At 66.3% G+C, this 17,576-nt stretch carries 17 protein-coding genes; 8 read left to right on the top strand and 9 right to left on the bottom strand.

The window, feature by feature from the left end; translation table 11 throughout:
- Nucleotides 1–2 precede the first annotated feature (2 nt).
- Entirely contained in the window at nucleotides 3–869 is an 867-nt protein-coding gene (locus HV793_RS28645; RefSeq protein ID WP_054457820.1) for a branched-chain amino acid ABC transporter permease, read from the bottom strand.
- A gap of 118 nt (nucleotides 870–987) precedes the next feature.
- On the bottom strand, nucleotides 988–2,187 hold the full coding sequence (locus tag HV793_RS28640; protein ID WP_054457819.1) for an ABC transporter substrate-binding protein: 1,200 nt from the start codon (nucleotides 2,185–2,187) through the stop codon (nucleotides 988–990).
- Nucleotides 2,188–2,512: 325 nt separating this feature from the next.
- Here HV793_RS28640 and HV793_RS28635 point away from each other — a divergent pair, with 325 nt between their 5' ends.
- The 3 genes from HV793_RS28635 to kce are packed head-to-tail and all read left to right on the top strand — an operon-like array spanning nucleotide 2,513 to nucleotide 5,179.
- The gene (locus tag HV793_RS28635) at nucleotides 2,513–3,295 is read left to right on the top strand and encodes an SDR family oxidoreductase (protein WP_054457818.1); all 783 of its coding nucleotides are present in this window, start codon (nucleotides 2,513–2,515) and stop codon (nucleotides 3,293–3,295) included.
- Nucleotides 3,295–4,251, top strand: coding sequence for a 3-hydroxyacyl-CoA dehydrogenase (locus HV793_RS28630; RefSeq protein WP_175214327.1), 957 nt, complete (start codon nucleotides 3,295–3,297; stop codon nucleotides 4,249–4,251). The genes HV793_RS28635 and HV793_RS28630 overlap by 1 nt, the downstream gene beginning before the upstream one ends.
- Entirely contained in the window at nucleotides 4,244–5,179 is a 936-nt protein-coding gene (gene kce / locus HV793_RS28625; RefSeq protein WP_175214326.1) for a 3,5-dioxohexanoate:acetyl-CoA acetone transferase, read from the top strand. Before HV793_RS28630 ends, kce begins: the two co-directional genes overlap by 8 nt.
- Before the next feature lie 39 nt (nucleotides 5,180–5,218).
- On the opposite strand, the gene HV793_RS28620 is transcribed toward kce, so the two are convergent.
- Together HV793_RS28620 and HV793_RS28615 are read right to left on the bottom strand one after the other, a co-directional pair.
- The gene (locus HV793_RS28620; protein ID WP_175214325.1) at nucleotides 5,219–6,289 is read right to left on the bottom strand and encodes a glycerol dehydrogenase; all 1,071 of its coding nucleotides are present in this window, start codon (nucleotides 6,287–6,289) and stop codon (nucleotides 5,219–5,221) included.
- Nucleotides 6,290–6,310: 21 nt separating this feature from the next.
- Nucleotides 6,311–7,015, bottom strand: a complete 705-nt coding sequence (locus HV793_RS28615; protein WP_054457814.1) for a GntR family transcriptional regulator — start codon at nucleotides 7,013–7,015, stop codon at nucleotides 6,311–6,313.
- Nucleotides 7,016–7,142: 127 nt separating this feature from the next.
- On the opposite strand from HV793_RS28615, the gene HV793_RS28610 reads away from it, so the two are divergent.
- The 4 genes from HV793_RS28610 to HV793_RS28595 are packed head-to-tail and all read left to right on the top strand — an operon-like array spanning nucleotide 7,143 to nucleotide 11,428.
- The gene (locus HV793_RS28610) at nucleotides 7,143–8,000 is read left to right on the top strand and encodes a transketolase (protein ID WP_054457813.1); all 858 of its coding nucleotides are present in this window, start codon (nucleotides 7,143–7,145) and stop codon (nucleotides 7,998–8,000) included.
- A complete protein-coding gene (locus HV793_RS28605) occupies nucleotides 8,001–8,987 on the top strand; it encodes a transketolase family protein (RefSeq protein ID WP_175161538.1) in 987 nt (328 codons plus the stop codon).
- Nucleotides 8,988–9,002: 15 nt separating this feature from the next.
- Complete coding sequence (locus tag HV793_RS28600) at nucleotides 9,003–9,824, top strand: shikimate dehydrogenase family protein (protein WP_119450651.1); 822 nt, start codon at nucleotides 9,003–9,005, stop codon at nucleotides 9,822–9,824.
- A gap of 5 nt (nucleotides 9,825–9,829) precedes the next feature.
- Entirely contained in the window at nucleotides 9,830–11,428 is a 1,599-nt protein-coding gene (locus tag HV793_RS28595; RefSeq protein ID WP_175161536.1) for a GMC family oxidoreductase, read from the top strand.
- Between the two features lie 109 nt (nucleotides 11,429–11,537).
- Here HV793_RS28595 and HV793_RS28590 read toward each other — a convergent pair whose 3' ends face one another.
- From HV793_RS28590 to HV793_RS28570, 5 genes are read right to left on the bottom strand one after another with little or no spacing between them, the layout of a single operon-like run.
- Nucleotides 11,538–12,551, bottom strand: a complete 1,014-nt coding sequence (locus HV793_RS28590; RefSeq protein WP_054457809.1) for a proline racemase family protein — start codon at nucleotides 12,549–12,551, stop codon at nucleotides 11,538–11,540.
- A gap of 37 nt (nucleotides 12,552–12,588) precedes the next feature.
- Complete coding sequence (locus HV793_RS28585) at nucleotides 12,589–13,380, bottom strand: ABC transporter permease (protein ID WP_054457808.1); 792 nt, start codon at nucleotides 13,378–13,380, stop codon at nucleotides 12,589–12,591.
- Nucleotides 13,377–14,225 carry an ABC transporter permease gene (locus HV793_RS28580; RefSeq protein ID WP_054457807.1) on the bottom strand — a complete coding sequence of 283 codons (849 nt, stop codon included), beginning with the start codon at nucleotides 14,223–14,225 and terminating at the stop codon, nucleotides 13,377–13,379. The genes HV793_RS28585 and HV793_RS28580 overlap by 4 nt, the downstream gene beginning before the upstream one ends.
- On the bottom strand, nucleotides 14,222–15,271 hold the full coding sequence (locus HV793_RS28575) for an ABC transporter ATP-binding protein (RefSeq protein WP_175214324.1): 1,050 nt from the start codon (nucleotides 15,269–15,271) through the stop codon (nucleotides 14,222–14,224). Before HV793_RS28575 ends, HV793_RS28580 begins: the two co-directional genes overlap by 4 nt.
- 13 nt (nucleotides 15,272–15,284) lie before the next feature.
- The gene (locus HV793_RS28570) at nucleotides 15,285–16,337 is read right to left on the bottom strand and encodes an ABC transporter substrate-binding protein (protein WP_054457805.1); all 1,053 of its coding nucleotides are present in this window, start codon (nucleotides 16,335–16,337) and stop codon (nucleotides 15,285–15,287) included.
- Nucleotides 16,338–16,489: 152 nt separating this feature from the next.
- Here HV793_RS28570 and HV793_RS28565 point away from each other — a divergent pair, with 152 nt between their 5' ends.
- Nucleotides 16,490–17,545, top strand: coding sequence for a GlxA family transcriptional regulator (locus tag HV793_RS28565; protein ID WP_225590506.1), 1,056 nt, complete (start codon nucleotides 16,490–16,492; stop codon nucleotides 17,543–17,545).
- Nucleotides 17,546–17,576: the final 31 nt, after the last annotated feature.

The following is a 17,576-nucleotide window of genomic DNA, read 5'->3' as shown; positions in this document are numbered from 1 at the left end:
GATCACTCTGTGCCGACGCCGAACAGGCCGTTCGGACGCAGCACCAGGATCAAGAGGAAGATCCCGAAATAGACGACCTCTTTCAGGTCGGGGGCGATGTAGAAGCCAGCCAGCGTGTCCACGATGCCGATGATCATGGAGCCGGCCACCGCGCCGTACAGGCTGCCCAGGCCGCCCAGCACCACGATGACGAAGGCCGTCAGCACGAAGTACGTGCCCACGGTGGGAAACACCGGATACTGCGGCGCCAGCAGGCCGGCGGCGATGCCGACAAAGGCCGTGCCCAGGCCGAAGGCGATGGCGTAGACGTTGTTGACGTTCACGCCCATCAGGGTGGCGGCGTAGCGGTGCTGCGCCACGGCCCGCAGCGCGCGGCCCAGGTAGGTGCGGTGCATGAACAGGTGCAGCAGCACCGCCAGGGTCAGGCCGATCACGAAGGTGACGAGCTGCCCGGTCACCATCGAATAGGGGCCGATGTCGATGGCGTTCGTGCCCAGTTCCACCGGCGCGCGATAGACGTTGGCGCCGAATATGACCAGGGCGAGATTCAGCAGGATGGTGGACACGCCCACCGTGGCGAAGATCTGGATATGCTGGTCGGCGTTGAGCAGCGGCTGGATGATGCCTTTCTGCGTCAGCGCGCCCAGCGCGAACAGGATGACGGCGACGGGCACCAGGCCGGCATAGGGATGCACGCCGAATTGCGCCGCGATCAGATAGACCATGTACATGCCTATCATCAGGAACTCGCCGTGCGCGAAGTTCACGACGCGCACCACGCCGAAGATCAGCGTCAGCCCCAGGCTGATGATGGTGTACGCGCCGCCCAGCAACAGGCCGTTGATGACCAGTTGAATGAATAGTTCCATGTTGCAACCTCTTAGAGCGGGTAGCGGCCCCGGCCCGGCCGTGTTGTCGGCCGGACCGGGGCGCGCGGACCCCGGGATACGTCAGGCGCCCCCGAGCGCCTGAGCACTGGCGTGGCGCTTATTTCTTGAAGACCGGCTTGCCGAGTGCGAGGTTGCTGGGCGCGATGGTGACCAGCTTGCCGTCCTGCCACTGCATCACGTAGAACGTGGATGCATTGTTCTGGCCGTCTTCGCCGAAGTCGAAGGCCCAGCCGTTGGCGCTCTGGCCGGCCGGCTTCTTGTAGGCCAGGACGGCGGCGCGGATCTTGTCCTTATCCGTGGACTTGGCGTTGCCGATGGCTTCGAAGAAGGCCTTGGCGCCGACGTAGTTGGTCAGGCTGTGGCCGGATTGGGGATCGCTCTTGTAGGTGGCCTTGTAGGCTTCGAGGAACTTGTCCAGGCCGGGCGCGCCTGCGGGATTGATGGAGGATTGCGGGAAGTCCAGGTCGAACACGCCGTTCATGTCGGCGCCCACGGCCTTGGCCGTGTCCGCCAGCGAATAGCCGCCGCCCGCGCCGATCACGACCTTGGGCTTGAAGCCCGCGGCGCGCGCCTGGCTGAAGAACAGAATGGCGTCGTTCTGGTAGGCCGTCTGCAGCACCACGTCGACCTTGGCGCCCTTCAGGCGCAGGATCAGCGAGGACAGGTCGACGGTCTTGGCCGAGTACGGCAACACTTCCGCGACCGTATAGCCCAGTTCCTGCGCGCGTTTTTTCTCGGTGGCGGCCACGTCGGTGCCGTAGGGGCCGTCCTCGTGGATGATGCCGATCTTGATGTCCTTGGGGTTCAGCCCCATGCCCGGCGCGATGGTGTCGTGCAGCGCGTTGACCACCGACACGCCGTACAGCGCGGTGTTGGGGTTGCTGCGGAACAGGTACTTGTAGCCGCGGGTGGTGATCTTGTGCGCGGTGGCGCCCAGTTCGAAATAGGGCACGCCGGCCAGCTCGGTCACGGGCGAGGCCGCGTAGGAAATGCCGGAAGCGTAGCTGCCGAACACGCCGACCACGTTGGAGGAAATCAGGCGCTTGGTTTCCGACACGGCTTGCGTCGGATCGACGGCGTCGGCCTTGATGATTTCGATCTTCTCGCCGTTGACCCCGCCCGCGGCGTTGATTTCATTGACGGCCAGCTCCAGGCCGCGATAGCTCTCTTGTCCCAGGAGCGCGAGCGCGCCGCTGAACGGGAAGAGGGCGCCTACCTTCATGTCGGCCGCTGCGGTGCCGCTTGCCAGCGCGCCGCATACGCCCAGCGCCAAAGCAATTTTGTTGAACTTGAACACTGTCTACGCTCCTTTGTCGGTATGGGATGCGGACTTTCTTGTTTGGTCCGTTTTTTTGAATATATGATATATCGGCCGGGCGGGTAGCAAACCCCGCCTTGGATTCTAGTGGGGGCCGTAACCCGCCGAATCGGGGAATTCCCTAAAGCCGCATGAATAAAGACTTAGCGGGCTGACGTCGAGCAAATCCAGGTGCTTTTGCTACTTCGGGATGACACTTTTCGATGTACGGCCCGGTTGCAATAAACGTCATAAGCCGGCGGTTTTTTTCATATATCGTATATCATCAATCGGCTGTTTTTCATAAGAATCAGGAGACAGAGGCATGTTCGAGGAAGTGGATTTCGCCGGGAAAAAGGTGCTCATCACCGCCGGCGCGGACGGGCTGGGCCTGGAGATGGCGAAGGTGTTCCGCCATGCCGGCGCCTCCGTGTTCGTATGCGATGTGAACCAGGAGCGCCTGGCCGCGCTGCCGGCCGAATTGCCTGGCGTGCATGCGGCCCTGGCCGACGTCTCGGACGAAGACAGCGTCGCCGCGCTGTTCGATCAGGTCCGCGCCAAGCTGGGCGGCCTGGACATCCTGGTCAACAACGCCGGCGTGGCCGGTCCCACTGGCTACGTCGAAACCCTGTCCAAGGCGGACTGGGACCGCACGCTGGCCGTGAACATCACCGGACAGTTCCTGTGCGCGCGCCAGGCCATCGGCCTGCTCAAGGAGTCCAAGGCCGGCGTGATGATCAACCTGTCGTCCGCGGCCGGCCATCTGGGCTTTGCCGGGCGCTCGGTCTATTCCGCCTCGAAGTGGGCAGTGATTGGCTTCACCAAATCCCTGGCCATCGAACTGGGTCCCTATGGCATCCGCGTCAACGCCATCCTGCCGGGCGCGGTGGAAGGGCCGCGCATCCGCGCCGTGATCGCGGCGAAGGCGGATACGCTGGGCCGTCCGGTGGAGGAGATCGCCGCGCAGTACGAGAACCAGGCCGCGCTGGGCCGCATGGTCACGGCGCGCGATATCGCCAACATGGTGCTGTTCAACGCCAGCGAGGCCGCCCGCAGCGTCTCGGGGCAGGCCATCGTGGTGGACGGCTTCACACAGAAGCTTTACTGATGGACGCCGGGTCCAAGGCGCAGCGCGCCGCCATCATCGGAACCGGCCTGATCGGCCAGGGCTGGGCCATCGTGTTCGCCCGCATGGGCTGGGAAGTGCGCCTGTATGACGTCAACGCCGCAATGCTGGCCGAAGCCCGCGGCCTGATCCTGCAGCAGCTGCGCGAACTTGAAGCCCAGGGCTTGCTGCAGGACGCCGAGGCCATAGGCGGGCGCGTCCATGTGGCAAGCAACCTGGCCGATACCTTGAAGGGCGCCAGCTACATCCAGGAGAACTCGCCCGAAAACGTCGAGATCAAGCGGGCGCTGTTTGCCGAACTGGACGCGGCGGCCGAACCCGACGCGATCATCGGCAGTTCCACGTCCAGCATCCCCGCCAGCGAATTCACCGGGCATCTGGCCGGGCGCCACCGCTGCCTGGTGGCGCACCCGGTGAATCCGCCATACCTGATCCCGGTGGTGGAACTGTGCCCCGCGCCCTGGACCAGCCCGCAGGCCGTCGATTCCGCCCGCGCCGTCATGGCCGGCATCGGCCAGAAGCCGGTGCTGGTGCGGCGCGAAATCGAAGGCTTCATCCTCAACCGCCTGCAGGGCGCGCTGCTGCACGAGGCGTTCCGCCTGGCCAGCGCGGGCATCGCCAGCGCCGAGGACATCGACGCCACGGTGAAGGACGGCCTGGGCCTGCGCTGGTCGTTCATGGGGCCGTTCGAAACCATAGACCTCAACGCGCCGGGCGGCATCGCCGACTATTGCGCGCGCTACGGCGGGCTGTACCAGTCCATCGGCGCGACCCAGGGCGAACCCGTCGCCTGGGACGGCGCGCTGGTCGAAGCGCTGTCGGAGGAACGCCGCGGCTTGCTGCCGCAGGAAGATCTTGCCAAGCGCCGCTTCTGGCGCGATGAAAAACTGATGCGCCTCATGCGCCATAAACAGGACAACGGAGACAACAATGGCTAAGCCCAAGCAGAAAGTCATCATCACTTGCGCCGTGACGGGCGCCATCCACACGCCCAGCATGTCGCCGCACCTGCCGGTAACCGCCGACGAGATCGCGGAGGCTGCCATCGGCGCGGCCAAGGCGGGCGCGGCGGTGCTGCACCTGCATGCGCGCGATCCGCAGACCGGCAAGCCGTCGCAGGATCCGGCGCTGTTCAAGCCCTTCCTGGAGCGGATCAAGCGGGAAACGGACGCCATCATCAACATCACCACCGGCGGCAGCCCGCATATGACGGTGGAAGAGCGCATGCGCCCGGCCACCACCTTCAAGCCGGAACTGGCGTCCCTGAACATGGGGTCCATGAACTTCGGCCTGTACCCCATGCTGGGCCGCTTCAAGGAGTTCAAGCACGACTGGGAGCGCGAGCATCTGGAGAACAGCCGCTCGCTGGTGTTTCGCAATACCTACCAGGACATCGAATCGATCCTCGCGCTGGGCAACGCCAACGGCACCCGCTTCGAGTTCGAGTGCTACGACATCAGCCACCTGTACAACCTGGCCCATTTCGTGGAGCGCGGCCTGGTCAAGTCGCCGCCCTTCATCCAGTCGGTATTCGGCATCCTCGGCGGCATCGGCCCGCACCCCGAAGACCTGATGCACATGAAGCGCACGGCCGACCGCTTGTTCGGCAACGACTATGAGTGGTCGATACTGGGCGCCGGCCGCGGCCAGATCCCGCTGGCCACCATAGGCGCGGCCATGGGCTCGAACGTGCGGGTGGGGCTGGAGGATTCGCTGTGGATCGGCCCGGGCGAAATGGCGCAATCCAATCAGGTGCAGGTGGAGCGCATCCGCACCATCCTGGAGGCGTTGAACCTGGAAATCGCCACGCCCGCAGAAGCGCGCGCCAAGCTGGACTTGAAGGGCAAGGACAACGTGGCGTTCTGATGCGGCCAGGGGCCGGCCGCTATCCGGCCCCTTGTCGCGTCAGGCGCGGCGGCGCAGCGCGGCAGCCAGCGTGTCGGTGTCGAGCGCGCGGTCGAAGTTGGCGGCGTGGCGGGCCTTCAGGCTCAGCTCCGCAGCCAGCCGCAGTTCCGCGTCGTCCGGCATGTCGGCCGCGCCCAGTTCGCGCAAGGTGGTGGGCAGGCCCACCAGGGCATACCAGCGGGTCAGCTCGTCCAGCATGCCGTCCGTCCGGCTTTCCAGGTCCAACTGCACCAGCAGGCCGACCGCCACCTGCAGGCCATGCGGGGCGCTCGCCACGCCGCTGATCTTGGGCAGTCCGCGCGTCAGCGCGTGGGCGATGGACAGGCCGCCGCTTTCGAAACCGAGGCCGCTCATGAGGATCATCGCTTCCACCACGCGTTCAAAGGCCGGCGTGGGCTGGCCGCTGCCGGCAACCGCCACGGCATCCGCGCCGTCGGCCAGCAGGGTGCGCAGGCAGCCGTCGGCGATGAACTGGGCGGTGAGAGGCGGCGCGCCGTCATACATGTTGCGGCCGCCGTTGCGGCCGCATTGCTCTGCCTCGAATTTCTTCGAGACCGCGTCGCCCAGCCCGGCGAGAAAGAAATTCGCCGGCGCGGTGGCGATGACGGCGGTATCGACCAGCACGATGGTGGGGTTGAACAACATGTGCTCCACCGCCAGGAGATTGTGATGGGCGTCGTACAGGACGTAGTTCTTGCTGGTCGGCGCGTCGTTGGACGCGACGGTCGGCACGGTGATGAGATGGCAGTGCGAGGACTTGGCCACCGCCTTGCCCGCGTCCAGCGCCTTGCCGCCGCCCACCGCGATGACCATGTCGATGCCGGCCGGCGTGGCCTGCGCGCGCAATTGCGTGATCGCGGCCGGCGTCAGGTCGCCTTCGACCATCAGCGGTATCAGCGACACGTTTTGCGCCGCGCACAAGGCTTCGATTCTTGGCCCCAGCACGCCATGCACGTAGCTGTCGATGACCAGGGCCGCGCGGCGGCCGAACAGGGCTGCGTACTGTCCCAGGGTGTCCAGGGCGCCGGCGCCCTGGATGTAGCGGCTGGGCGCGCCAAAAATCTTCAGCATCGGATTTTCCTTCGGGTTTGCCTATTTGCGGGCAGCGGGGGGGCGGTAGTCGAGTTCCTTTTCGCGCTCGACCAGCCAGTCGATCATGATCTTGCCGCCCCAGACCAGATCGGCCTGGATGGCTTGCCTGGCGGCTTCGGAGTCGCGCGCTTCCAGGGCTTCCAGCACCGCTTCGTGGCGGTGCTCGTTCTGCGAATAGTCCAGGCCCGAGGTCTTGACGTGGAACACCTTGAGGATGGGGCCGGTGATCACCCAGAACGATTCCACCGTGGCGCGCAGGATGGGCTTGTTGCTGGCTTCCAGGATGGCGAAGTGGAATTTGCGGTTCAGGTAGCTGGCGCGCTTGGGATCGCTGGCGGTGCAGGAAATGAAGTCCCGCTGCAGCGCGATCAGGTTGTCCAGTTGCTTGCGCGTGATGTGCTGGGCGGCCTCGGCCGCGCCCATGCCTTCCAGGTGGAAGCGGATCTGCTGGATTTCACGCAGCTTTTCCGAATTGACGTAAGGCACGTAGACCGCGGTGGCCGCCTGCATTTCCAGGCCTTGCTCGCTGATCAGCCGGAAGATGGCCTCGCGTACAGGCGTGATGGAGACGCCCATTTCCTGGGCCAGTTCGCCAATGATCAGGCGTTCGCCGGGTTCGTACTGCCCGTTGATCAGGGCATTGCGGATTTCGTTGTAGACCCTGACGGAGAGGTTCTCTTTCTTGACCGGTTTAAGGCTGGACATGACAGGCTCAGGCTTGCTGTATTGATGGGGGCGGGTGGATTCGGGATGAATTCTATCCCGCCATGGCAAATTCGAGCGCGATGGGTATATTATATATCATATATCCTAACAGCGAAAAGGAAGCGCCATGAGGAGTGACAGGGAGGTCCCCACCGAAGGGGAGGTCGGGCTGCTGCGGGAAAAGGCCCGCCACATCCGGCTGGAGACCATCAGGTTGATCGAGATCGCCAAGGTCGGGCATTACAGCTCGGTGTTCTCGTGCGCGGAAATCTTCGCCGCGCTGTACTACGACGTGATGCGGCTGCGTCCGGGCGAGCCTCAGTGGCCCGACCGCGACCGCTTCCTGATGGGCAAGGGCCATGCGGCGGTGGGCCTGTTCCCGGTGTTGGCCGACCATGGCTTCATTGCCCGCGAACTGCTGGACGGCTACACCCGCCTGGGCAGCCCGCTGGGGGACCATCCCGACATGAGCAAGGTGCCGGGCGTGGATTTCAGCTCGGGTTCCATCGGCCATGCCTTGTCCAATGGCGTGGGCATGGCGGTGGGCGGGCGCATGAGCGGGCGCGACTTCAACGTCTTCGTGCTGCTGGGCGATGGCGAGATGCAGGAAGGCCAGGTCTGGGAGGCGGCGCTCTTTGCCGCCCACAACCGCCTGTCGCGCCTGGTCGCCATCGTCGACCGCAACGGCTACCAGCTGGACGGCAAGGTCGACGACGTCATGGGCGTGGAATCGCTGAAGGAAAAATGGCAGGCCTTCGGTTGGGAGGTGCACGAAGTGGACGGCCATGACCTGGCGGAACTGACCGCCTTGCTGCGCCGCCTGCGCGCGGACGAATCGCGCGCCAGGCCGGCCTGCGTGATCGCAAAGACCATCAAGGGCAAGGGCGTCTCCTACATGGAAACCGAGCCAGGCTGGCACCTGGGCTACCTGGCGCCGCAAGATGCGCAAAGCGCCGTCGAAGAAATCCTTTCCCGCGAGATCTGAATGGCACAGGCACAAGTTCTCTCTCCCGATTCCTGGCAGTACCGCGCACTGAACGCGGTGAACCCCGGGCTGTCCTATCTTTCCGACGCGCTGATCGAATTGGCTGCGGCCGGCCATCCGGTGGTCGCGGGTTCGGCCGACCTGCAGTACTCCAACGGCCTGAACCGCTTTGCCCAGGCCTATCCCGACCGCTATGTGCAGTTCGGCATTTCCGAGCAGAACATGGTGTCGGCCGCGGCAGGCCTGGCGACCACGGGCATGATGCCCTTCGTCGCGACCTTCGCGTCCTTCCTGGGTCTTCTGTGCTGCGAACAGATCCGCATGGACGTGGCGTATACCAAGCTGCCCGTGCGCCTGATCGGCCACCACACCGGCATCAGCCTGGGCTTTTACGGCACCTCGCACCACGCCACCGAAGATATCTCGACGATGCGGGCGCTGGCGGGCCTGACGGTGGTTTCGCCTGCCGACGGTCCGCAGCTGGCATCCGCCATCAAGGCATCGGTGGACTGGCCCGAGCCGATCTACTTCCGCATCGGCCGCGGCCGCGACCCGCAGGTTTACGAAGATGGCGTGCCGTTCGAGTTCGGCCGCGCCATCGTCCATTCCAGCGGCTCGGACCTGAACATCATCGCCTGCGGCATCACCATGCACGCGGCCCTGGCCGCCGCCGAGCAGCTGCGCCGTGAAGGATTGTCGGTGGGCGTGATAGACATGCCCACTATCAAGCCCCTGGACCGCGACGCCGTGCTGGCCGCGGCGGGCAAGTCCCGCGTGCTGATGACGGTGGAAGAGCACAACGTGCTGGGCGGGCTGGGCTCGGCCGTGGCCGAGGTGCTGGCCGACGCGGGCACAGGCACGCGCCTGCGCCGCCATGGCATCTACGATGAATACAGCCTGATTGCGCCGCCCACCACCCTGTATGCGCACTACAAGCTGGACGCGGACGGCATCGCCGACGTCGCGCGCGCCACGCTCCGGCCCTGAGACATGGAGACAGACATGAAGGAAATCACCGGCACCACGCGCCTGTTCGGCATCCTGGCCGATCCCATCCACCACGTGAAGACGCCGCAGCGCATGAACGAGCATTTCGCCGCCATCGGCTTCGACGGCGTGTGCGTGCCGTTCCACGCCCGGCCGGACAACCTGGCGGAGGTGGTCGCCGGGCTGCGGCGGCTGGAGAACCTGGGCGGCGTCATCGTCACGGTGCCGCACAAGACCGCGATACTGGACCTGGTGGACGACGCCACCCCCGTGGCGCGCAAGATCGGCGCGGCCAACGTGGTGCGCCGCGAGGCCGACGGCAAGCTGGTGGCGCACATGCTGGACGGCGAGGGATTCGTGCGCGGCCTGCAAAGCGCGGGCGTGTCGCCGCAGGGCAAGAGCGCCTATCTGGCGGGGGCGGGCGGCGCGGCCAACGCTATCGGTTTCGCGCTGGTCCAGGCCGGCGTGTCGCGGCTGACCATCGCCAACCGCACCACGGCCAAGGCCGAGGATCTGAAGGCGCGCATCCTGTCGCTGCATCCCGGCGCCCGGATCGATGTGGGTACGGCCGACCCCTCGGGGCATGACCTGGTGGTCAACGGCACTTCGCTGGGCATGAAGCCGGACGATGCCTTGCCGCTGGACGCCAGCCGCCTGACGCCGGACCAACTGGTCTGCGAAGTCATCATGCAACCCAAGGACACGGCCTTGCTGCTGGCGGCGCAGGCCCGCGGCTGCAAGGTGCACTACGGCGCGCCGATGCTGGCCTGCCAGATCGAGCTGATGGCGCAGATGCTGGGCGTGGCGGCGGACCAGCCGGCCGACGCAGGACGCTGACGGGTATGAGCGACTACGACTTCATCATTGCCGGGGGCGGCACGGCGGGCTGCATCCTGGCCAACCGCCTGAGCGCCGACGGCAAGTACCGCGTGCTGATGCTGGAGGCCGGGCATGAAGCCCGCAGCATGTGGATCTCGATCCCGGCGGGCTTTTCCAAGCTGCTGGTGAACCCGGAATACAACTGGCGCTTCGCCACCGAGCCTGAAGACAACGTCCATGGCCGCAGCATCGCCGTGCCGCGCGGCAAGGGCGTGGGCGGTTCGACGCTGATCAACGGCATGATCTACGTCCGGGGCCAGCCGCAGGATTACGACGGCTGGGAGGCGGCGGGCGCGACCGGCTGGGGGTATAACCAGGCCGAGCGCATCTTCCGCAAGATCGAATGCTACGAACCCGGCGACGCCAGCCGCGGCAAGAACGGTCCCATGCATCTGGAAGAAGTCGCCGAACGCTTTCCCATATCGGATGCCTTTCTGCAGGCAGCGCAAGAAGACGGCCAGCCCTTGAATCCCGACTACAACGGCGGCAGCCAGGAGGGCGTGGGCTACTACCAGGTGCTGCAGCATCGGGGCAGGCGCTGGAGCGTGGTGGACGGGTACTTGAAGCCCGCCTCGGGCCGCAAGAATCTCAGCGTGGAATGCGGCGCGCACGTGACGCGGCTGGTGTTCGAGGGCAAGCGCTGCGTGGGCGTGGCCTATCGCAAGAACGGACGGGAGCACATCGTGCGCGCGCGGCGCGAGACGCTGCTGTGCATGGGCGCGGTGCAGTCGCCGCAACTGCTGGAGCTGTCCGGCGTTGGCAATCCCGCTTTGCTGCAGTCATTCGGCATCGCGCCGGTGCTGGCGCAGCCGCAGGTGGGCGAGAACTATATCGACCACTTCGCCACCCGCATGAACTGGCGGGTGAAGGGCACGGTGACGCTTAACGAGATGTCGCGCGGCTGGCGCCTGGCGCAGCAGGTGGCGCGCTATTACGCCAGCCACAAGGGCATCCTGACCCTGGGCACGGGGCTGGTGCACGGCTTCGTGAAAAGCGCGCCGGACCTGCCCGCGCCCGATGTGCAGTACTTCTTCGTGCACGCCAGCTACGCCAATGCGGCCGAACGCATCCTCGACCGGCATCCCGGCATGACGATAGGCGTGGCGCAGCTGCGGCCCGAGTCGGTCGGATCCATCCACATCAAGTCGGCGGATCCGCAGGCGGGACCGGCGATCCGCCCCAACTTCCTGTCCGCCCAGGTGGACCGCGACAGCCTGGTGGGCGGCATGCAGGCGGCCCGGCGCATCGTCGGCCAGCCGGCCATGCGGCGCTATGTCGAATCGGAGATCAGCCCCGGCGCGGCGGTGGACAGCTACGACGAATGGCTGGACTTCGCGCGGCGCAATGGCCAGACCATCTACCACCCGATAGGCACCTGTCGCATGGGTTCTGACGCCGCTGCAGTCACCGACGTGCGCCTGCGGGTGAACGGCCTGTCCGGCCTGCGCGTGGTGGATGCCTCCGTGATGCCGAAGATGGTGTCTGGCAACACGCAGGGCGCCGTCATGATGGTGGCCGAGCGGGGGGCGGAGATGATCCTCGAGGATGCGGCTCGGGAATAGGTAAGCCCGCCGCGCGATGGGCCTTTCGCCGCCGGGCCGCCCCAAGGCGAAAGGGCCCCCCTGGGGGCAGCTAGCGCACCTGGTGCGCGCGGCGTGGGGGCAACACCCTTCAGCGGATGAGGAAGCCGGCGCCGACGGGGTCGTTCTTGTCGATCACCCAGCGCGCCGTGCCCAGGATGCTGGCCGTGCCCTTGACCGTGGGACGCACGGCGCGGGTGCCGTTCAGGTCCACCTCGCCCAGCAGGCAGCCTTCGAACACGCCGCTGCCCAGCAGGCCTTCCGACTTGATCGGCTGGTTCAAGCCCATCTTGCCGCGCGCTTCGAACATGGCCATCATCGCGCTGGTGCCGGTGCCGCCGGGCGAACGGTCCAGCTGGCCGGCGCTGAAAACGTGCACGTTCTTGTAGAACGCGCCTTCGATGGTCGGCTGGTGCCAGAAGGTGATGAAGTTCAGGTTGTTGATGTGGGCCTCGGTCGGGTGCTGGATGCGGTGGCGGGCATTGAGCTGGTCGCGCACGATCAGGCCCATGCGCGACAGCTCCGTGCCGTTGTCCGGCGAGATGCGCAGGTCGCAGCCCGACAGGTCGACGATGCCGAAGTAATTGCCGCCCCAGACGATGTCGGCCGACAGCTTGCCGTAGCCGGGCAATTCCACTGGAATGTCCTGCGCGGCCACGTAGGCAGGCACGTTCTCGAAGCGCGTCCACAGCACGTTGTCGCCCTCGGAAGCCACTTCCGACACGACCAGGCCGGCGGTGGTTTCAAAGCGGATCTTGGTGATGCCGTCCTTGCCGCGGGGCACCAGGCCGTTGGCCACCATGGCCATGCTGACCGCGATGGTGCCGTGGCCGCACATGTGCGAATACTCGGTGCCGTCGATGTAGATCAGGCCCGCGTCGTATTCGGGGCTGGACGGCGGCGTGAGGAACACGCCGAACATGTCCTTGTGGCCGCGCGGCTCGCGCATCAGCGCCTTGCGCAGCCAGTCGTAGTTCTGCTCCAGGAAGGCGCGCTTCTCCAGGATGGTGGAGCCGGCGGGGTAGGGGATGCCGCTATGCACGATGCACAGGGGCTCGCCTTCGGTATGGGTATAGATGACATCGAACGCGTCTTGCTTGCGCATGACTGTGACTCCAGACAGGTAAGGTAGGGAAGAAAGGTTATTTGCCGCGTTCGGACAGCATGTCCAGCCCGACGGTCAAATCCAGGATGACGATGGCGATCACCGCAACCACGATCGTGGCGCCCGATACGGCTGCGATGGTCGGATCTATCGTGTATTGCACGTAGTTGAAGAGCTTCACGGGGATGGTGTTCAAGTCCGCCGTGGTGTTGAAAATCGACAGCTCCACGTTGATCCAGGAAGAGATGAACGCGAAGATCGAACCGGTGACGATGCCTGGACGGATCTGCGGCAGCACCACCAGGAAGAAGGTCGTCCACGGGTTCGCGCCCAGGTCGGCCGAGGCTTCTTCCAGCGCGCGCTGCTCCGGCGTCAGCAGGGTCAGCGTGGACCGCAGCACGAAGGGTGCGATGATGACGATGTGCCCGATCAGCAGGGACAGGAAGCTGCGCGTCAGGCCGAAGTACGCGCCGTATTGCAGCAGCGCCGCGCCCAGCACGATGTGCGGCAGCACCAGCGGCGACATCAGCACCGAGGTCAGCGCGGCCTTGCCCGGGAACTCGTAGCGCGCCACCGCCAGCGCGGCCGGCACCGTCAGCAGCACGGCCGCGGCCGTGGCCGCCAGCGCCAGCACCGTGCTGGTCGTGAACGCGGCGACGTAGCCGGCCTCGATCAGCAGCGTGCGGTACCACTCCAGCGTGAAGCCCTTGGGCGGAAACGCCAGGTAGGGCGTGGACGTGAACGAGGAACCCAGGATCACCACCAGCGGCAGGGCCAGGTAGGCCAGTACCCCCAGGGCGACCAGGCGGATCAGGTTGCGGGCGATCATCGCGCGGCTCCCGGCAGGACGGCGGCGCGGTTGGCAAGCGCCACCAGGATCAGGGTGAACACCAGCAGCACCATGCTCAGCGCGCCGCCGTAATGGAAGTCGAACACCGTGCTGTACTGCTGGAAGATCAGCATCGACAGCACCGACACACGTCCCCCCGACAGCAGCGCAGGCGTCACGTAGGCGCTGACGGCCAGGGTGAAGACCATGATGGCGCCGGACACCACGCCGGGCAGGGTCAGCGGCCAGGTGATGTGGAAGAAGGTCGCCGTGGGACTTGCGCCCAGGTCGGCCGAAGCCTGCTCGCAGGCGGGATCGACCCGCGCCAGCGCATTGCCCACCGCCAGCACCACGAAGGGCAGCAGCACGTAGACCATGCCGATCAGGATGCCCAGCTCGGTGCCGATGAAACGCATCGGACGGTCGGCGATGCCCGCGCCCACCAGGGCCTGGTTGACCAGCCCGTTGCGGCCCAGCAGCACCATCCAGCCGAAGGCGCGCACGATATTGCTGGTGAACAGCGGCACCACCAGCAGGATCACGCAGAAGCGCCGCCAGGCCTGCCAGCGCACCACGCGTACCAGATACCAGGCCAGCGGATAGCCCAGGATCACGCAGGCGACCGTGGTGAAGAACGCCAGCCGGAAGGTCACCAGGATCACGTCCCAGTGGTACTGGTCGCCCAGCACGCGCAGGTATTGCTGCGGAGTCAGGGTCAAACCATCGGCGCCGCCGGTGATGCTGGCCAGCGCCACCACCGCCAGCGGCGCCAGGAAGAAGGCCGCGAAGAACAGCACGGGAGCCGCCAGCAGCAGGCCAGGCGAACGCCAGGCGCGCGCGTTCATGGCCGTTCACCGATCAGGTGCAGGTGTTCCGGCGCGAAAGCCAGGCGCGCCGCGGCGCCCGGGCCCAGCCCCGACGGCGCAATGCCGCCGTGGCGCGCCACCAGGACCTGTCCGCCGATGTCCACGTGGATCATGCAGTGGCTGCCCACGTTGATGACGTCGGTGACCGTGCCGTTCAGCGCAAGCGCCGCCGATTCATCGGCCAGGCGCAGATCCTCGGGCCGCAGCACCGCCACGCCGCGCGCGGGCGCGGCCTTGCCCGGGAACGGCACGCGCAGTCCTTGGGCATCCAGCAGCAGCACATCGCCGTTGGCGGTGTACGGCATGAAGTTGGCGTCGCCGATGAACTCGGCCACGAAGCGGGTGGCGGGATGCCGGTAGATCTCGGTCCCGCCGCCCACCTGTTCTATCTTGCCCGCATGCATGACCACCACCCGGTCGGCCATGGTCATGGCTTCTTCCTGGTCGTGCGTGACGAAGATGAAGGCGATGCCCAGCTTGGCCTGCAGGTGCTTGAGTTCCAGCTGCATGCGCTTGCGCAGCTTCAGGTCCAGCGCTGACAGCGGTTCGTCCAGCAACAGCAGCTTGGGCTGGTTCACGATGGCGCGCGCCAGCGCCACGCGCTGCTGCTGGCCGCCGGACATTTCGCGGGGATAGCGCGGACCGAAGTCCGCCAGGCCCACCATGTCCAGCGCCGACCGGGCGCGCCCGGCCGCTTCCTGCTTCGACGCGCCCTGGCGCCTCGGGCCATAGGCCACGTTTTCCAGCACGTTCATGTGCGGAAACAGCGCATAGTTCTGGAACACCGTGTTCAGCGGCCGGTGGTGCGCGGCCAGGCGGCTGATGTCCTGGCCTTCAATCAGGATGCGGCCCGATTCGGGCCTGAGAAATCCGGCGATCGAACGCAGCAGGGTGGTCTTGCCGCAGCCGCTGGGACCAAGCAGGGCCACGAACTCTCCCTGTTGGATCTCCAGATCGATGCGGTCCAGCGCCTGATAGGCGCCAAAGCGCATCGACACGCCTTCAATGGTAAGCAAAGCGGACATGTTCTATCCCGGTCTAGCGCTTGCGGGCAACCTGGCGGTTCCAGGCGTCCGTGACCTCGGCGCGGCGGCTGTTGATGAGGTTCCAGTCGAACAGGCTCAGGTTCTTGACCGAGCCGTCCGCGCCCCAGGGCAGCTTGCGCGCCACGTCCTTCGGCACCTGCACATCCTTGACGGCGGGGCCCAGGTACAGGCGCGTGGCCAGGCAGGCGGCGGCATCCGGCGTGAGCGCGGTGTCGATGAACTTCTGCGCGGCCGCCTTGTTCGGCGCGTTCTTCACCAGATGCAGGCGCGCATCCGTGGCCCAGGCGCCTTCCTTGGGCACGGCGAAGCCGATGGGCAGTCCCTTGTCGATCAGATCCCAGGCGCCCACGTTGAAGTGCGCGCCGATGATGGCCTCGCCGCTCTGGTAGGCGTTGGTGGCTGCGCCCGAGCTGTCGAAGAACAAGGCCGTGTCCAGCGACGCAAGCTTGGCGTACAGCGGCGCCAGGTTGGAAGGATCGACAGAGAACACCCGCGCCAGGAAGAAGATGAACGGCACGCCCGACGAGTTCGCCGGCGAAGGAATGGCGACCGCGCCGGCATACTCGGGCTTCCACAAGTCCTTCCAGCTGGCGGGCGCCTGAGGCACTTCCTTGGTGTTGTAGGCGATGCCCAGCGAGTAGTAGCCGGTGCTGACCGCGTAGGCGCTGTCGCCATTGCGGTACACGCCCTGGTCGATGACGTTCTTCAGATTGGGAATGCCGGCGGGATCCAATGCGTCCAGCACGCCGGCTTCCGCGGCCAGTTCGCTGATGCCGCCGTCCATCCACGCCACGTCTATGGTGGGCGCGCCCTTCTGCTGCTGCAGCTTGGCCAGCGTGGTGGTGGACGTGCCCACTTCCGGCACCACAGTCACGCCGGTGGCCTTGGTGTAGGGCTCGGCCACGCAGGCGCGGAACGCGTCGCCCCAGTTGCCGCCGTACCAGGCGACGGTGATCTTCTGCTGCTGGGCCAGCGCCTGGCCGGCGGCCAGCAGTCCGGCTCCCAGCAATGCGGCGCGCAGCGCGCGGCGGGTAGGTGTTGCCATGTCGGATTCCCCTTGTCGATTTATCGGGTCCGGTCTGCCTGCGCCGGCGGGCGCTGCGGGACGGAGCCATAGGTGCATCTTGGGCGATCCCCGGGAAAACCAGCTTGAAGGCCTGGGACAAAAACTTGAATAATTGCGACATGGAAACCGCTATGCCCGCCTCGACGTCGTCTTTCTCCTATGACGGTGAGTGCAGCGCCCTGCCTCAGGGGAAACCCGCACTGACCGTGGGTATCGTGCTGCTGGACCAGTTCACGCTGGCCGCCTTTGCCGGATTGGTGGACGTGTTGCGGCTGGCGGGCGACCACGGTGGACGCAGCCGCCAGATCCATACTGCATGGCGCGTCATGAGCTGGGACGGCAAGCCGCGCTGCTCCAGCGCGGGCCTGACCATAGACGTGGCCGATGGCCTGCCCGAAGACCCGGCCCAGTTCGACTACATAGCGGTCTGCGGCGGCAACGACTACTTCAACGGCCGCCTGCCCGACCCCCTGCGCGACTGGCTGCAACTGGCGGCGGCGCAGCGCGTGCGGCTCTTGGGCATCTGCACCGGGACCTTCGCGCTGGCGCAGGCTGACGTCATCGGGCCGCGCACGGTCTGCGTACACTGGAATGTGCTGGACACCTTTCGCGAACGTTTTCCGCAGACGCGGGCGGTGGTGGACCGGCTGTTCGTGGATGAAGGCGACCTGATTTCGTGCGCAGGCTCCACGGCCGCGATCGACCTGGGGCTGTACCTGGTGGCCCGGCATTGCGGGCGCGACAAGGCCCAGCAGGCGATGCGGCACATGATGCTGCAAGGCGTGCGCCCGGGGCGGGTGCCGCAGGCGCATTTCCACACGGACCTGTCGGGCATCCAGGATCTGCGCGTGCGCCAGGCCGCGCACTTCATCGAGCAGCGTATCGACAACCCGCCGCCGCTGGATGCGATTGCGCGCTACGTCGGCGTCGGGCGCAGGCAGCTGGAGCGCGCCTTCCGCCTGGCCACTGGCATGTCGCCGATGGCGTTCCAGCGGCAATTGCGGCTGGAATACGGCAGCTGGCTGCTCTTGAACAATCCCAGCAGCATCACGCAGATCGCGCTGGACTGCGGGTTTGCGGATGGCGCGCATTTCTCGCGCGATTTCCGCGCGCATTTCGGCCAGTCGCCGCGCCAGTATCAGCAGGCCGCCGGCCGCGACGGCGGAGTCAGCGTGTTTCCCGCCTGAGGCGTCTGCACGGCTCGTTCCGGCGCCGGCA

The sequence above is a fragment of the Achromobacter aegrifaciens genome (genome assembly GCF_902859965.1).
Classification (GTDB): Bacteria; Pseudomonadota; Gammaproteobacteria; order Burkholderiales; family Burkholderiaceae_B; genus Achromobacter; species Achromobacter aegrifaciens.
Note: the sequence above shows the minus strand (reverse complement) of the source record. Positions and strands in the feature narration are given on the sequence as shown.

What these genes read in the sequence shown, in the direction of transcription:
- HV793_RS28615 (WP_054457814.1), bottom strand. Translation starts at nt 7,015, where the DNA reads ATGTCCAGCCTTAAACCGGTCAAGAAAGAGAACCTCTCCGTCAGGGTC.
- HV793_RS28590 (WP_054457809.1), bottom strand. Translation starts at nt 12,551, where the DNA reads ATGCGCAAGCAAGACGCGTTCGATGTCATCTATACCCATACCGAAGGC.
- HV793_RS28595 (WP_175161536.1), top strand. Translation starts at nt 9,830, where the DNA reads ATGAGCGACTACGACTTCATCATTGCCGGGGGCGGCACGGCGGGCTGC.
- kce (WP_175214326.1), top strand. Translation starts at nt 4,244, where the DNA reads ATGGCTAAGCCCAAGCAGAAAGTCATCATCACTTGCGCCGTGACGGGC.
- HV793_RS28580 (WP_054457807.1), bottom strand. Translation starts at nt 14,225, where the DNA reads ATGAACGCGCGCGCCTGGCGTTCGCCTGGCCTGCTGCTGGCGGCTCCC.
- HV793_RS28600 (WP_119450651.1), top strand. Translation starts at nt 9,003, where the DNA reads ATGAAGGAAATCACCGGCACCACGCGCCTGTTCGGCATCCTGGCCGAT.
- HV793_RS28645 (WP_054457820.1), bottom strand. Translation starts at nt 869, where the DNA reads ATGGAACTATTCATTCAACTGGTCATCAACGGCCTGTTGCTGGGCGGC.
- HV793_RS28565 (WP_225590506.1), top strand. Translation starts at nt 16,490, where the DNA reads ATGCCCGCCTCGACGTCGTCTTTCTCCTATGACGGTGAGTGCAGCGCC.
- HV793_RS28630 (WP_175214327.1), top strand. Translation starts at nt 3,295, where the DNA reads ATGGACGCCGGGTCCAAGGCGCAGCGCGCCGCCATCATCGGAACCGGC.
- HV793_RS28605 (WP_175161538.1), top strand. Translation starts at nt 8,001, where the DNA reads ATGGCACAGGCACAAGTTCTCTCTCCCGATTCCTGGCAGTACCGCGCA.
- HV793_RS28570 (WP_054457805.1), bottom strand. Translation starts at nt 16,337, where the DNA reads ATGGCAACACCTACCCGCCGCGCGCTGCGCGCCGCATTGCTGGGAGCC.
- HV793_RS28635 (WP_054457818.1), top strand. Translation starts at nt 2,513, where the DNA reads ATGTTCGAGGAAGTGGATTTCGCCGGGAAAAAGGTGCTCATCACCGCC.
- HV793_RS28575 (WP_175214324.1), bottom strand. Translation starts at nt 15,271, where the DNA reads ATGTCCGCTTTGCTTACCATTGAAGGCGTGTCGATGCGCTTTGGCGCC.
- HV793_RS28585 (WP_054457808.1), bottom strand. Translation starts at nt 13,380, where the DNA reads ATGATCGCCCGCAACCTGATCCGCCTGGTCGCCCTGGGGGTACTGGCC.
- HV793_RS28610 (WP_054457813.1), top strand. Translation starts at nt 7,143, where the DNA reads ATGAGGAGTGACAGGGAGGTCCCCACCGAAGGGGAGGTCGGGCTGCTG.
- HV793_RS28620 (WP_175214325.1), bottom strand. Translation starts at nt 6,289, where the DNA reads ATGCTGAAGATTTTTGGCGCGCCCAGCCGCTACATCCAGGGCGCCGGC.